At 70.5% G+C, this 13764-nt stretch carries 13 protein-coding genes and 1 tRNA gene; 3 read left to right on the top strand and 11 right to left on the bottom strand.

Translation table 11 applies throughout. The features are described 5' to 3' along the window. Positions 1-464 precede the first annotated feature (464 nt). From rplA to D3272_RS19125, 5 genes are all read right to left on the bottom strand, one after another. The gene (gene rplA / locus D3272_RS19145; RefSeq protein ID WP_129220818.1) at positions 465-1163 is read right to left on the bottom strand and encodes a 50S ribosomal protein L1; all 699 of its coding nucleotides are present in this window, start codon (positions 1161-1163) and stop codon (positions 465-467) included. A 5-nt stretch (positions 1164-1168) separates the two neighbouring features. Then, positions 1169-1597: a 50S ribosomal protein L11 gene (rplK, locus tag D3272_RS19140; protein ID WP_129220817.1), complete on the bottom strand. Its 429-nt coding sequence runs from the start codon at positions 1595-1597 to the stop codon at positions 1169-1171. Positions 1598-1759: 162 nt separating this feature from the next. Next, complete coding sequence (nusG, locus tag D3272_RS19135; RefSeq protein ID WP_129220816.1) at positions 1760-2290, bottom strand: transcription termination/antitermination protein NusG; 531 nt, start codon at positions 2288-2290, stop codon at positions 1760-1762. A gap of 42 nt (positions 2291-2332) precedes the next feature. Next, entirely contained in the window at positions 2333-2527 is a 195-nt protein-coding gene (secE, locus tag D3272_RS19130) for a preprotein translocase subunit SecE (protein WP_129220815.1), read from the bottom strand. 168 nt (positions 2528-2695) lie between these two features. Beyond that, a tRNA-Trp gene (locus tag D3272_RS19125) sits at positions 2696-2772 on the bottom strand. Positions 2773-3112: 340 nt separating this feature from the next. Here D3272_RS19125 and hspQ point away from each other — a divergent pair. Further along, complete coding sequence (gene hspQ, locus D3272_RS19120) at positions 3113-3442, top strand: heat shock protein HspQ (protein WP_129220814.1); 330 nt, start codon at positions 3113-3115, stop codon at positions 3440-3442. Positions 3443-3532: 90 nt separating this feature from the next. Here the strand turns inward: hspQ and D3272_RS19115 are convergent, their stop codons facing one another. Beyond that, positions 3533-4279 carry an invasion associated locus B family protein gene (locus D3272_RS19115; RefSeq protein ID WP_129220813.1) on the bottom strand — a complete coding sequence of 249 codons (747 nt, stop codon included), beginning with the start codon at positions 4277-4279 and terminating at the stop codon, positions 3533-3535. Between the two features lie 401 nt (positions 4280-4680). Here D3272_RS19115 and D3272_RS19110 point away from each other — a divergent pair, with 401 nt between their 5' ends. Further along, positions 4681-6531, top strand: a complete 1851-nt coding sequence (locus tag D3272_RS19110; RefSeq protein WP_245496676.1) for an extracellular solute-binding protein — start codon at positions 4681-4683, stop codon at positions 6529-6531. Between the two features lie 28 nt (positions 6532-6559). Here D3272_RS19110 and D3272_RS19105 read toward each other — a convergent pair whose 3' ends face one another. The 5 genes from D3272_RS19105 to D3272_RS19085 all read right to left on the bottom strand — a co-directional run bounded on the left by D3272_RS19105 (position 6560) and on the right by D3272_RS19085 (position 12847). Then, positions 6560-7174, bottom strand: coding sequence for a LysE family translocator (locus D3272_RS19105; protein ID WP_129220812.1), 615 nt, complete (start codon positions 7172-7174; stop codon positions 6560-6562). A 215-nt stretch (positions 7175-7389) separates the two neighbouring features. Next, entirely contained in the window at positions 7390-7770 is a 381-nt protein-coding gene (locus D3272_RS19100; RefSeq protein ID WP_129220811.1) for a VOC family protein, read from the bottom strand. A 198-nt stretch (positions 7771-7968) separates the two neighbouring features. Beyond that, a complete protein-coding gene (prfA, locus tag D3272_RS19095; RefSeq protein WP_129220810.1) occupies positions 7969-9048 on the bottom strand; it encodes a peptide chain release factor 1 in 1080 nt (359 codons plus the stop codon). An 87-nt stretch (positions 9049-9135) separates the two neighbouring features. After that, positions 9136-11397, bottom strand: a complete 2262-nt coding sequence (gene ptsP / locus D3272_RS19090; RefSeq protein ID WP_129220809.1) for a phosphoenolpyruvate--protein phosphotransferase — start codon at positions 11395-11397, stop codon at positions 9136-9138. A 211-nt stretch (positions 11398-11608) separates the two neighbouring features. After that, on the bottom strand, positions 11609-12847 hold the full coding sequence (locus D3272_RS19085; RefSeq protein ID WP_129220808.1) for an aspartate kinase: 1239 nt from the start codon (positions 12845-12847) through the stop codon (positions 11609-11611). A gap of 136 nt (positions 12848-12983) precedes the next feature. On the opposite strand from D3272_RS19085, the gene ubiG reads away from it, so the two are divergent. Further along, on the top strand, positions 12984-13751 hold the full coding sequence (gene ubiG, locus D3272_RS19080) for a bifunctional 2-polyprenyl-6-hydroxyphenol methylase/3-demethylubiquinol 3-O-methyltransferase UbiG (RefSeq protein ID WP_129220807.1): 768 nt from the start codon (positions 12984-12986) through the stop codon (positions 13749-13751). The last annotated feature ends 13 nt before the right edge of the window (positions 13752-13764 follow it).

Below are 13764 nucleotides of genomic sequence, written 5' to 3'. Positions count from 1 at the left end.
GATGCCGGTAGTTTGTGCCTGCCCCCGGCGACCTTTCGGCCTCCGGACAGAAGGATCGAACCAAATCTGAAGGCCCGCTGGCGCAGGCCCTTGTCTCAAACCGGCTTCACCGTCTATGCGGGCTCCCCGTCGAACCCCGGCACGAGGCCGGCATCCTGGGATTCAAGCCACCGCTCCCGAGGCCCTTGGGCCGACGCCGCCGGCCGGAGCCGGGAGGCGGGAAACGGTGTGGCACCTGCAGTCTTGGACAGGACACGGCCGGAAAGGGTGCGGGATCGCTCCAGCACCTTCCGGCCTTCAGGTCGCGGCGGCATCTCCCCGAGGGGATCGACCGACGCGGTCTTCGAGGCCCCTCGCGGGACCCTTCCGCCCTCATAAAGACTTCACATCTCTATGCCAAGCGAATTCCCCCTCCCGCGCAGGTTTTGCGCGGGAGGGGGTCGTCACAGGCGTCCGACGACCGTTCAGGCGTTGCCGAGCGTCGCGGGGTCGACCTTCACGCCGGGGCCCATCGTGGACGAGATGGCGACGCGCTGCAGGTAGGTGCCCTTGGCCCCGGCCGGCTTGGCACGGGTCACGGCGTCCACGAAGGCCTTGATGTTCTCGACGAGCTTCTCGTCGTCGAACGAGGCCTTGCCGACGCTGCCCTGCACGATGCCGGCCTTCTCGACGCGGAACTCCACGGCGCCGCCCTTGGACGCCTTGACGGCGCCGGCGACATCCATGGTGACGGTGCCGACGCGCGGGTTCGGCATCAGGCCGCGCGGGCCCAGCACCTTGCCGAGCCGGCCCACCAGGCCCATCATGTCGGGCGTGGCGATGCAGCGGTCGAAGTCGATCGTGCCGCCCTGGACAGCCGCCACGAGCTCCTCGGCGCCGATCACGTCGGCCCCGGCGTTGCGGGCCTCGTCGGCCTTGGCGCCGCGGGCGAAGACGGCGACGCGGACGTTGCGGCCCGTGCCGTTCGGCAGGTTGACGACGCCGCGGACCATCTGGTCGGCGTGCTTCGGGTCGACGCCGAGGTTCATGGCGATCTCGACGGTCTCGTCGAACTTCGTCTTGGACCGGCTCTTCACGAGGCCGACGGCTTCGCCGACGCCGTAGAGCTTGATGCGGTCGATGCCCTCGCGGGCGGCGGCGATGCGCTTTCCGATCTTAGCCATTGCTGTTAGCCCACCACCTCGAGGCCCATGGAACGGGCGGAACCTTCGACCATCGACATCGCGGCCTCGACCGACGCGCAGTTGAGGTCGACGATCTTGCGCTCGGCGATCTCGCGCACCTGGGCGCGCGTGACGCGGCCGACGGTGCCGCGACCCGGGGTCTTGGACCCGGACTTGATGCCGGCCGCCTTCTTGAGGAAGAACGACACGGGCGACAGCTTCAGCTCGAAGGTAAAGGACCGGTCCTGGAAGGCCGTGATGACGACCGGGATCGGCGAGCCCTTCTCCATCTGCGCCGTGCGGGCGTTGAAGGCCTTGCAGAATTCCATGATGTTCAGGCCGCGCTGACCCAGCGCGGGACCGATGGGCGGCGACGGGTTGGCGCTTCCGGCCGGAACCTGAAGCTTGATGTAGCCCGTGATCTTCTTTGCCATGGGTGACTCCGGATGACGCCCCGCACCGCAGGGGGACGGGGCCGTTCAGGATCGTGGTGCGTCGCGGGACACCGGCTTGGCGGACCGGGCCTGACTTCCACGGGTGAAGCCGGCCCGGAGGCCGGCGGCCGCGCGCCCCGCTCGCGGGGTGCGCGGATCGGGTCAGAGCTTCTCGACCTGACCGAATTCGAGATCCACGGGCGTGGCGCGCCCGAAGATGGACACCGCGACCTTGACGCGCGAGCGGCCCTCGTCGACCTCCTCGACGGTGCCGTTGAAGGACGCGAAGGGACCGTCCGACACCCGCACCTGCTCGCCGACCTCGAAGGTGACGGAGGACTTCGGACGCTCGACGCCCTCGGCGACCTGTCCCTTGATGCGGTCCGCCTCGGCGTCGCTGATCGGGTGGGGCTTGTTGTCGGCGCCGAGGAAGCCCGTCACCTTCGGGGTGTTCTTGATGAGGTGGTAGATCTCGTCCGTCAGTTCCGTCCGCACCAGCACGTAGCCGGGGAAGAACTTGCGCTCGGAGTTCACCTTGCGGCCGCGCTTCACCTCGATGAAGTTCTCCGTCGGGACCAGGATCTCCTCGAACCGGTCGGCGAGGCCGCGCTGGGCGGCCTGCTCACGGATGGACTCGGCCACCTTCTTCTCGAAGTTCGAATAAGCGTGAACGATGTACCAACGCATGCTCATGGACGGGGACTCGACGGTGATGGGGCCGATGGACGCGAGACTTCAGACCGACCCGTAGCCGAGGACGAGCGACACGACGAAGTGGATCAGCTCGTCGACGGCCACGAAGAACACCGCGGCCAGCACCACCATGATGAGGACCATGATGGTCGTGATCGTGGTCTCGCGCCGGGTCGGCCACGTCACCTTGCGGGCTTCGGTGCGGACGTCCTGGATGAATTCGAAGGGGTTGGCCATGGCATGTCCGGGCGGCTCGGGCGGAAGGAGCTCCCGCGGCGCCGAAATGAAGAGCGGCGCGCGACCGTCAGGCCGCGCGCCCCTGCCCCGACCTATAGAGGCCCGGACGGAAGGAACCAAGTGAAAAGATTGGGACGCGGCGAGTGTGCGGGAGCAGTACCACGCGAGTGGCAGGAGAGGTGGGACTCGAACCCACAACCCCCGGTTTTGGAGACCGGTACTCTAGCCGATTGAGCTACACTCCTGCAGGGCGCCCTACCCGTCCGCGGACCGATCGGACGCCACCGGCACTATCTGCCCCATTCCGCCCGCCGTGGCAAGGGGTCGGGGCGCGATGGCGCGCCTGCACGGACGCCGGAGGCGGGCCGCGGGGGCATGGCGCAGGGCTCGGCACGCGGCCCGCCGGGCCGGCGTCCGCGAGGGCCCGTGCCGCGCCGGCGCTCGGTTGACGGATGGCGGGGCCACGATCCATGCTCGCGGCACTCTCGACCACCTCAGCCGCAGGCGCCGCGACCCGAACGCGGTGTTCAAGCGTTGCATCGGCGATCCGCAAGGCTCGCCCGGCGCCAAGAAACGGAGACCACGATGAAAGCGCTCTGCGCGAAATTCAGCATCGGACAGGTTGTGCGGCACCGCAAATATCCGTTCCGCGGGCTGATCTACGACGTGGACCCGGTCTTCGCCAACACGGAGGAATGGTGGCTGTCCATCCCCGAGGACGTGCGGCCCATCAAGGAACAGCCGTTCTACCACCTCTTCGCCGAGAACACCGAGACCGAATACATCGCCTACGTGTCGGAGCAGAACCTTCTGCCCGACGAGTCCGGCGAGCCGCTGCGCCATCCGCAGATCGGCGACAGCTTCGTGCGCACCGAGGCCGGCGCCTACCGGTCGAAGGACACGGCCCGGAACTGAGCCCGGCGCCGGAACGGCGAAGGGGCGCGCATCGAGATGCGCGCCCCTCCATGGGTGAACGACGACGCGCCGGTCGGCGCGATGGACCGATCAGGGCTTGGCGGCGGGAGCCGGAGCCGGTGTGGCCGGGGCGGCACCGGCGGCAGCCGGGGCGGCGGGCTGGCTCTCGAGCGCCTTGCGCTGGGCCTCGGCCCGCTGCTCGAGCTGCTTCTGGAGTTCGGCCTGCATCGCCTGCTGCTGCTTGACGATCTCTTCCTGCGGGATGGCGGGGCCGTCGACGGCCTTGCCGAAATTGGCCAGCGGCAGCGCGAAGGTGATCTCGTTGTTGGCCGGGCCCTTCACGGCGACGTTGAAGGTCGTGCCCTTCTTCATCTGGTCGAGGAACGACCCCTTGATCCGCGTCTCGGCGAAGCAGCCGTTCGGCATGCAGAGCGAATAGGAGGCGTCGACGACCGCGCCCTTGTCGACCGAAAGCCGGACGCCGGGCTTCAGCAACAGCGAGTTCGGCAGCAGCAGGCGGATGTCGCGGGCGTCCTCGCCCTTCACGTCGTAGAGGGCCAGCGCGATCAGCGGCGGCTGGTCGGCCGCGACGGTGAAGTCGCGCGTCGTCAAGCACATCTCCTTGGCGCCCGGCTGCATCTTCGGGCAAACCTTGGTCCAGTTGGACTTCTCGACCGTCTTCATCTCGATGCGGGCGGGGCCGCTGGGGTTCTGCGGCTGGCCCTGGGGGGCCGCTCCGGCCGGGGCGGGGGCGGCGGTCTGGGCCTGGGCCTGGGCGGCGATCAGCGCCCCGGCCAGGAGGGCGGCGGCCCCGAGTTTCATCGGCTGGATCGGCATGGGGTGTCCTCGTCGTGTGGAAGGCGGGATGGTGGGGACGCGTGTGTTCGGATTCCGCCGCTCAAGCCCGGACAGGGCGGCGCCGCGACGCGCGGGCCGCGTGGGCACCTGCCCCTGCGGGCCGAAGGACCGGCGACGCCGCGGCACGCTGCGGCTCGGCCGGCCCGGGATCGGCACGCGCACCGGCGCCTCGTCTCGCGCGGTCGCGCCGGACGGCGCGCGCCGCATCGAGCCGCCGATGCCCGTCGGGACCCTCTTCGTGGCGGAATGCGGCGACACGTTGTCGGGCCACCGCAACCGCCGCCTCTGTCGATGATCTCGGGCGCGATTGCAAGCCGCACGACGGAGGCCGGGCCGATCACGCCACACCCGCACCAGCATCGCCGTGCAGGATGGCCATCATGATCGCGTCCCGGATGAGTCTCGCCATGTCGTCGAAGTCCCGCGCCCGAGCCGCCGCCGCCGCCGTGCTGGCCGCGGCGTCGCTCGCCTGCGCGGCCCCCGGGGGCGCCCGCGCCGCGCCCGCCATCGCCATGCACGGCGCGCCGGCCCTGCCCGAAGGCTTCGCGCACTTTCCCTATGCCGACCCGGCGGCACCGAAGGGCGGGCGGCTGCGGCTCTGCCTGCTCGGCACCTTCGACAGCCTGAACCCCTTCAACCTCAAGGCCGGCTCCACCGCGCAGGGCCTCAACACCATGGTGTTCGAGAGCCTGATGGCCCGCTCCCAGGACGAGCCCTTCACGCTCTACGGGCTGATCGCCAGCGGCATGGACACCGACGAGGCGCGCTCCTTCGCGACCTTCCACCTCGATCCCGCGGCCCGATTCTCGGACGGCACGCCCATCACGGCCGACGACGTGCGGTTCACCTTCGACCTCCTGAAGGCCAAGGGGCGCCCGCAGCAGCGCCAAGCCTTCGCCGAAGTGAAGGGCGTGTCGACGCCCGACCCCCGCACGGTCCGCTTCGACCTCGCCGGCATCGGCGACCGCGAACTGCCGCTCTTCCTCGGGCTCATGCCGGTGCTGCCGCGCCACGGCGTCGATGCCGCGCATTTCGACGAGTCGACCCTCAAGCCGCCCCTCGCCAGCGGGCCCTACCGGGTGGCCGCCGTCGAGCCCGGCACCAGGCTGGTGCTGGAGCGCAACCCCGCCTACTGGGGCGCCGACCTGCCGAGCCGCCGCGGGATGTTCAACTTCGACCGCGTCGACATCGACTATTACCGCGACGCCAACAGCCTCTTCGAGGTGTTCAAGGCCGGGCTCTGCGACTTCCGCATCGAGACCGACCCGGCGCGCTGGCTCACCGGCTACGACGTCCCGATCATCCGGGACGGCCGGGACGTGAAGGAGGCGGTGCCCCTGCGGCTGCCGAAGGGCATGGAGGGGTTCGCCTTCAACACGCGCCGGCCGCTCTTCGCCGACGTGCGGGTGCGCGAGGCGCTGGGCGCCATGTTCGATTTCGGCTGGGTCAACCGCAACCTCTACGGCGGCCTGTATCGCCGCACGCCGAGCTTCTTCGCCGAAAGCCCGCTGGCCTCGACGGGCCGCCCGGCCGATGCCGACGAGGCCGCCATCCTGGCCCCCTACCCCGGCGCCGTCCGGCCCGACATGCTCGACGGCTCCTGGCTGCCGCCGGCGGGCGACGCCTCGGGGCGGGACCGCGCCGAAGCCAGGCGCGCGCTGGCGCTGCTGGCCTCCGCCGGCGACCGGCTCGACGGCACCGTGATGCGCCAGGCCGACGGCACGCCCTTCCGCTTCGAGATCATGGTGGTGGACCGCCGCCAGGAGCGCCTGGCCCTGGCCTTCTCCGACAGCCTGCGCGACATCGGCATCGAGGCCGTGGTGCGGCTCGTCGACGAGGTGCAGTACCAGCGCCGGCGCCAGGGCTTCGACTTCGACATGATGCTGGGCCAGTGGACGGCATCGCCCTCCCCCGGGGCCGAGCAGCGCTCCCGCTGGACCTCGGCCGCCGCCGCCCAGCCGGCCTCGTTCAACCTGCCGGGCGCGCGCTCGCCGGCCATCGACGCCGCCGTGACGGCCATCCTCGAAGCCAAGACGCAGGACGGTTTCACGGCTGCCGTCCGCACGCTCGACCGCCTGCTGCTGTCGGGCTTCTACATCGTGCCGCTGTTCCACACCGAGGACCAGTGGATCGCCTACGCGTCCCGGCTCGGCAGGCCGGCGACGGTGCCGCTCTTCGGCTTCAACAACGTCACGCCGATCGAGCTCTGGTGGCAGAAGCCGGGCGGGTGACCCGCCGCGCCGGCCCGGCGCCCGGCGCTCACCGCGTCGCCACCACGGCGACGCCGGCCCCCACCATCAGGCCGCCGGCGATCCGGTTCGTGCGCCGCACCACCGCCGGGTCGCGCAGGGCGCGGCGGGCCCGCGACGCCAGCGCGACATGGGTGCCCACCACGACGACCTCGACCGCCAGGATCACGGCGGCGAGCAGGCCGACCTGCCCCGGCGTCAGCGAGGGGCCGACGATGTTGGGCAGCAGCGCCACGTAGAAGAGGGGCATCTTGGGGTTGCCGAGGTTCAGCGCCACCCCGGTCGCGAAGGTGCCGACGAGGCTTCGCCCCCCGGCCCTCGCCCCGGGCGCCGGCATGGTCGGCGAGGCCGTCCAGAGCCGGACGCCCATCCATACCAGGTAGGCGGCGCCGGCGTAGCGCAGCACCGTCATCAGCGTCCCCATGCCGGCCGCCACCGCGGACAGGCCGAAGGCCGCCAGCACCAGGAAGGCCAGCACGCCCATCGTGGTCCCGGCGCCGTAGGCGATGCCGGAGGCCGCGCCATGCGTGACGGTGCGGGTCACGACCGTCATGTTGTCGGGACCGGGGCTGGCGGCGAAGACCAGGAAAGCGGCCGCGAAGGCGGCGAGGGTGGCGGCGTCCATGGCGGCGCTCCGGCGACCAAAGGTCGAAGATGCCATGGTTTCCGGCGCCGGCACAACCGTCCTGGCCGGTTGGCGACGTGCCAGAGTCCGATCCCAGGGGCTTGACCCGGCCGTCGGCCGGACCGGAGCTCAACAAGCGAGGTCCGGGTCACAGAAGCTCGCCGACCGACAGTCGAGGACGCCGCTCGATGATGCGGCGTCCCCGGAGCTGGGCTCTACTCGTCTTGCGGGAATGTGTCGGTGGCCACTTCGATGAAGTAGCCACCTTTCGCCCTGAAATAGAACGTCCAGGCTCCATGGAATTCCCTGGGCTCTTGTACATCCCAGCCGTCGGTTTTCAGACGAGCATTCAATGCATCGACGTCGTCTCGGCTCTCCTGGATGAAGCCGATATGATGCTTGATGAAGTTAGCCGGGTAGGCAAACCCATCTGACTTGCCGAATGTGTTGAGCACGAACAGCATGTCGGCATCATCGCGCATCACAGCAAGATTTTCGCCTTGCATATGCAGGGTCTTCAATCCGAAGTAGGTTTCGAACATCGCACGATCTGCGACGACATCGGAACTGAAGAGATTGATATGGTTCAGTCTCATAGACGCACCTTTCCTGTGACCTTGGAAAGGACGCGCAGGTAGCCGACTGCTGACGGCAGCCGCCATGTACGAGCGCTTGCCACCCGGACTACCGACCGGGCTGTGACTTTTACACGTCCAAGGGTCGACTAGCTGCGCCACCCTCCACCGTCAAGTTCAGCGACCCGCCACGCCGTCACCGGCCCGATGGATGTCGCGTCACACGCCGCCCTCGGCCGCCGCCAGCTGGGCGGCCTGGTGCTCGGTCGTCAGCGCGTCCACCACCTCGTCGAGCGCTTCGCCAGCGATGACCTTGTCGAGCTTGTAGAGGGTCAGGTTGATGCGATGGTCCGTCAGGCGCCCCTGCGGGAAGTTGTAGGTGCGGATGCGCTCCGACCGGTCGCCGGAGCCGACCTGCGCCTTGCGGTCGGCCGAGCGCTCGTCGTCGAGCTTCTGGCGCTGCAGGTCGAAGATGCGCGAGCGCAGCACCGCGAAGGCCTTCTGCCGGTTGCGGTGCTGCGAGCGCTCCTCCTGCATGAAGACGACGATGCCGGTCGGCAGGTGGGTGAGGCGGATGGCCGATTCCGTCTTGTTGACGTGCTGGCCGCCGGCGCCCTGGGCCCGCATCGTGTCGATCTTCACGTCGGCATCGGGCAGCGCGACGTCGACCTCCTCGGCCTCGGGCAGCACCGCCACGGTGGCGGCCGAGGTGTGGATGCGCCCCTGGGTCTCGGTGTTGGGGACGCGCTGCACGCGGTGCACGCCGCTCTCGAACTTCAGCTTGGCGAAGACCCCCGCGCCCTGCACCTCGGCGACGATCTCCTTGTATCCCCCCGCCGTGCCCTCGCTGACCGACAGGACGTCGACCTTCCAGCGGTGCAGGTCGGCGTAGCGGCTGTACATGCGGAACAGGTCGCCGGCGAAGAGCGCGGCCTCGTCGCCGCCCGTGCCGGCCCGGATCTCCAGAATGGCGCTCTTGGCGTCGGCGGCGTCCTTGGGCAGCAGGGCCAGGCGGATCTCCGTCTCGAGGCTCGCCAGCGCTTCCGTGGCCTCGGCCCGCTCGCCCTCCGCCAGCGCCCGCATCTCGTCGTCGAGCGCCGGCTCGGCCAGCATGGACAAGACGCCGTCGAGCTCCGCCTGCTTGTCCCGGTGGGCGCGGATCACCGTCACGAGGGCGTCGGTGTCGCTGAGCTCGCGCGACAGCGCCACGAAGGTGGCGGCATCGGGCCCCTCCGACAGGCGCGCCGAGACTTCCTCGTGGCGGCGGAGGATGAGATCGAGCTTGGAATGGGGGAGCATCGCGACCGTGGGACCAGGAGGGCGCTCGGGTGTGTCAGGCCGTCGCCGACACACCCGGGCTTTGACATGCGAGCCTGTGCACAGGCTTCAAAGCGGCAGGCTGTGCCGCTCCGCATAGGCGGTGAGGGCGGGCCGCAGCGAGGCGGCGCCGTCCTCCGACGCCAGGAGGTCCCCGACATAGGCCGCGGCGTCGGCCGCGTCGAGGCCGAGCAGCATGGCCTTCACGGGGCCGAGCGAGGAGGCCGACATGGACAGGTTGCGGAAGCCGAGCGCCACCAGCGCCAGCGCGCCGATCGGCTTGCCGCCGAACTCGCCGCACAGCGTCACCGGGATGCCGTAGCGGTGCCCGGCCTCGGCGATCGTCCGCAGGGCGCGCAGCATGGCGGGCGACAGCGGGTCGAAGCGCGTCGCCACGCGCTTGTTGTCGCGGTCCACCGCGAACAGATATTGCATGAGGTCGTTCGAGCCGACCGACAGGAAGTCGGCCCGCCGCGCCATGGCGTCCATCTCCCACAGCAGCGACGGCACCTCGACCATGGCGCCGAGCTTGAGGTCGGAGGGGACGGGGTGGCCGTGGCGCGCCATCCCGTCGAGCTCGCGGCCCACCATGGCCTTGGCGGCGTCGAATTCCGCCGCGCTGGCGATCATCGGGAACATGATCCGCATCGCCCGGCCGCCCCCGGCGCGGAGCAGCGCGCGCAGCTGCGAGCGCAGCAGCCCCGGCCTGTCGAGCCCGATGCGGATGGCGCGCCAGCCCAACGCCGGGTTGGGCTCGTCGGGCCGCGCCATGTAGGGCAGCACCTTGTCGCCGCCGATGTCGAGCGTGCGGAACGTCACCGGCCGGTCGCCGACGGCGTCGAGGACGGAACGGTAGAGCGCCGTCTGCTGCTCGATGCGGGGAAAGCGGGACGCCACCATGAAGAGCAGTTCGGTGCGGAACAGCCCGATCGACGCCGCCCCGGTCTCGGCCACGTGCGGCAGGTCGAGCAGCAGGCCGGCGTTCATGTGCAGCCCGATCTCGACGCCGTCGGCGGTGACCGGGGGCACGTCCCGCAGCTTGCGGTATTGTTCCTGCCGCCGGGCGCCGAAGCGGGCCTTCTCGGCATAGGCGGCCTCGACGTCGGACGGCGGCCGGACCTCGACGACGCCGAGCGAGCCGTCGAGGATCAGCCCGTCGCCGGGCTCGACGAGGCTCGACACGTTGGCGACATCGCCGACGAGCGGGATGCCGAGGGCCCGGGCCACGATGGCGACGTGGCTCGACGCCCCGCCATCCTCCAGCACGAGGCCGCGCAGCTTCGACCGGTCGTAGTCGAGCAGCGCGGCCGGCCCCATCGACCGGGCCACGATGACGGCGTTCTCGGGCAGGGCGTGGAGCGGCGCCACCATGCTCTCGCCGGTGAGCTGGTGCAGCAGGCGGTTGGCGAGTTCGTCGAGGTCGTGCAGGCGGTCGCGCAGGTAGGGGTCGGTCTGGCGCACGAGCTTGGCGCGCGTGTCGCTCTGCACGCGCTCGACGGCGGCCTCCGCCGTGAGGCCGGTCATCACGGCTTCGCGCAGCCGGCGCAGCCAGCCCCGGTCATTGGCGAACATGCGGAAGGTTTGCAGCACCTCGCGATGTTCGCCCGGCCCCGCGACGTCGCCCTGGTCGACGAGGCGGTCGATCGACTCGCGCAGCGCCGCGATGGCGTCCTCCAGCCGGGCGATCTCGCTGTCGACGTTCTCCGCCACGAGCCGGGTCACGATGACCCGCGGCTCGTGCAGCACGGCATGGCCGAGCCCCACGCCCTCCACCACCGCCGAGCCCTTGAGGCTCAGCGGCTGGCGCAGCACGGCGGGGCCGGGCAGCATGGCCTGGAGTTCGCCGGCGGCGATCATCTCGGCCAGCAGCATCGCGGTGGTCTGGAGCGCCTCGACCTCCTCCTCGGAATATTGCCGCCGCGCCTTGTTCTGCACCACCAGCACGCCGAGCGTGTTGCCGCCGCGCAGGATCGGCACGCCGAGGAAGGACAGGTAGATCTCCTCGCCGGTCTCGGGCTTGTAGGAGAAGGCGGGGTGGTTCTGGGCGTCGGGCAGGGCCAGCGCCTCGGCCGAGGCCGCGATGAGGCCGACGAGGCCCTCGCCCTTGCGCATCGTCGTCTGGTGGACGGCTTCGCGGTTCAGGCCCTCGGTGGCGTAGAGCTCGAGCCGGCCGTCGGCGTGCAGCACGTAGACCGAGCACACCTCGGCCACCATGTTGAAGGCGATCTGGACGACGATCTTGTCGAGGCGTTCCTGCGCCGAGATCGGCTCGGCCATGACTTCGCGCAGCCGACGCAGCAGCAGTCGCGGTCCGGCCAGAGCGCCACGCATCGCCTGCTTCCCCAAACGCCCGGCCGCTCCGGCCCGTCCCCTGACCCTATACCCGGAGCGTCGCCCGCCCGGCAAGGGGAACGGCCCGGCGCCGCATCGGGCGGCGCCGGCTCAGGGCCTGTGAATGTCGCGCCCCCGTGCCTGGATGCCCGCTGTGAACGCTACGGACTCGTCGTGGCTTTCGGAGACATCGGCACGCCGTCACCAAGCTTCAGGGCTTGTCGAGCCCGTAGAGCGTGTGCAGCGTCCGCACGGCGAGTTCGGTATAGGCGGAATCGATCAGCACCGAGAACTTGATCTCGGAGGTCGTGATGGCGCGGATGTTGATGCCCTTCTCGGACAGGGCGCGGAAGGCGCGGGCCGCGACGCCGGCGTGGGAGCGCATGCCGATGCCGATGGCCGAAACCTTGACGACGTCGTCGGTGCCCTGCAGCACCGTGTAGCCGATCTCCTCCCGGCGTTCGGCGAGCAGCGCCTTGGCGCGCTCGAAGTCCGCGCCCGGCACCGTAAAGGTCATGTCGGTTGTGGTGGTGTCGTCGCTGACGACCTGGATGATCATGTCGACGTTGATGCCGGCCTCGGCCAGCGGCATGAAGATCGCCGCCGCCACGCCGGGCTTGTCGGCGATGCGGCGCAGCGTGATCTGCGCCTCGTCCTTGGCGAAGGCGATGCCGGTGACGACCTGTTGTTCCATGATGTCTTCCTCGGCGCAGATCAGCGTGCCGGGCTTGGGTTGGGCGGGATCGTCGAAGGACGAGCGGACGAAGACCTTGACGTTGTGGTTCATGGCCACTTCGACCGAGCGGACCTGCAGCACCTTGGCGCCGAGCGACGCCATCTCGAGCATCTCTTCGAAGGTGACGCGGTCGAGCCGGCGGGCCTTGGGCACGACCCGGGGATCGGTGGTGTAGACGCCGTTGACGTCCGTGTAGATGTCGCAGCGGTCGGCGCCGATGGCGGCCGCCACCGCCACCGCGCTGGTGTCGGAACCGCCGCGGCCGAGCGTGGTGATGCGGCCCGAATCGCCGTGCAGGCCCTGGAAGCCCGCGATCACGGCGACCTCCTGGCGCTCGGAGAAGCGGCGCACGATCTCGCCGCCGTCGATCGACTGGATGCGGGCGGCGCCGTGGGCGTCCGACGTCAGGATGGGGATCTGCCAGCCCTGCCAGGAGCGGGCCTGGACACCCATCTCCTGCAGCACGATGGCCATGAGGCCCGCGGTGACGAGTTCGCCCGATGCCACGATCGCGTCGTATTCGCGGGCGTCGTGCAGCGGCGAGGCTTCGGCGCACCAGGCGACGAGTTCGTTCGTCTTGCCCGACATGGCCGACACGATGACGGCGACCTCGTGGCCCGCGTCGACCTCGCGCTTGACGTGGCGGGCGGAGTTGCGGATCCGATCGATGTTGGCGACGGAGGTGCCGCCGAATTTCAGGACAAGACGGCTCATCGGCTCTGGACAGGAGGAACGGGACCGGCCCCGGGGTCCGCGGCGCGCGCCGGGGCTCGCCCCCGGGCCGGAGGGCGCGTATGGATGGCGGCACCGGCCCGCATTGTCAACGCGGGCCGCCGGAAGCCCAGCCCCCATGCCGCAACCCACCGCCCCCACCGACTACGGCCCCGCGACCCGCGTGGACGGCGCCGACGTCGCCCGCTACGACGCGCTCGGCGACGCCTGGTGGGACCCCAAGGGCGCCATGGCGCCGCTCCACCGCCTGAACCCCACCCGCCTGCGCTACATCCGCGACCTGATCGTGCGGCACTTCGCGGTGGGAGCAGACGCGCCCCTGCCCCTCGCCGGGCTGTCGATCCTCGACATCGGCTCGGGCGGCGGCCTGTTGTCCGAGCCTCTGGCGCGGCTCGGCGGCCGCGTCACCGGGATCGACCCCGCGCCCAACAACGTCGCGGTGGCGGCGCGCCACGCCGCCGAGGCCGGCGTCGCGGTGGACTACCGGGCGACGACGGCGGAAACCCTGGCCGAGGCCGGCGACCTCTTCGACGTCGTGCTGGCTCTCGAGGTCGTCGAGCACGTGCCCGACCCCGACGCCTTCGTCATGACGGCCTGCGGGCTGGTGCGCCCCGGCGGCCTCTTCGTGCTGTCCACCCTGAACCGCACCGCCAAGAGCTTCGCGCTGGCCATCGTGGGCGCCGAATACGTGCTGCGCTGGCTGCCGCGCGGCACCCACGACTGGAACCAGTTCCGCACCCCGGACGAGATCGCCACGCCGGTGCGCCTCGCCGGGTTGAAGCTCCTCGACCGCACCGGCATGGTCTTCGACCCGCTGCGCAACAGCTGGGGCCTGTCGCGCGACACGGACGTCAACTACCTGGTGTCGGCGAAGCGACCCGCATAGGTCCCGAGCCTCG

Source organism: Lichenibacterium ramalinae (genome assembly GCF_004137085.1).
Taxonomy (GTDB): domain Bacteria; phylum Pseudomonadota; class Alphaproteobacteria; order Rhizobiales; family Beijerinckiaceae; genus Lichenihabitans; species Lichenihabitans ramalinae.
Note: the sequence above shows the minus strand (reverse complement) of the source record. Positions and strands in the feature narration are given on the sequence as shown.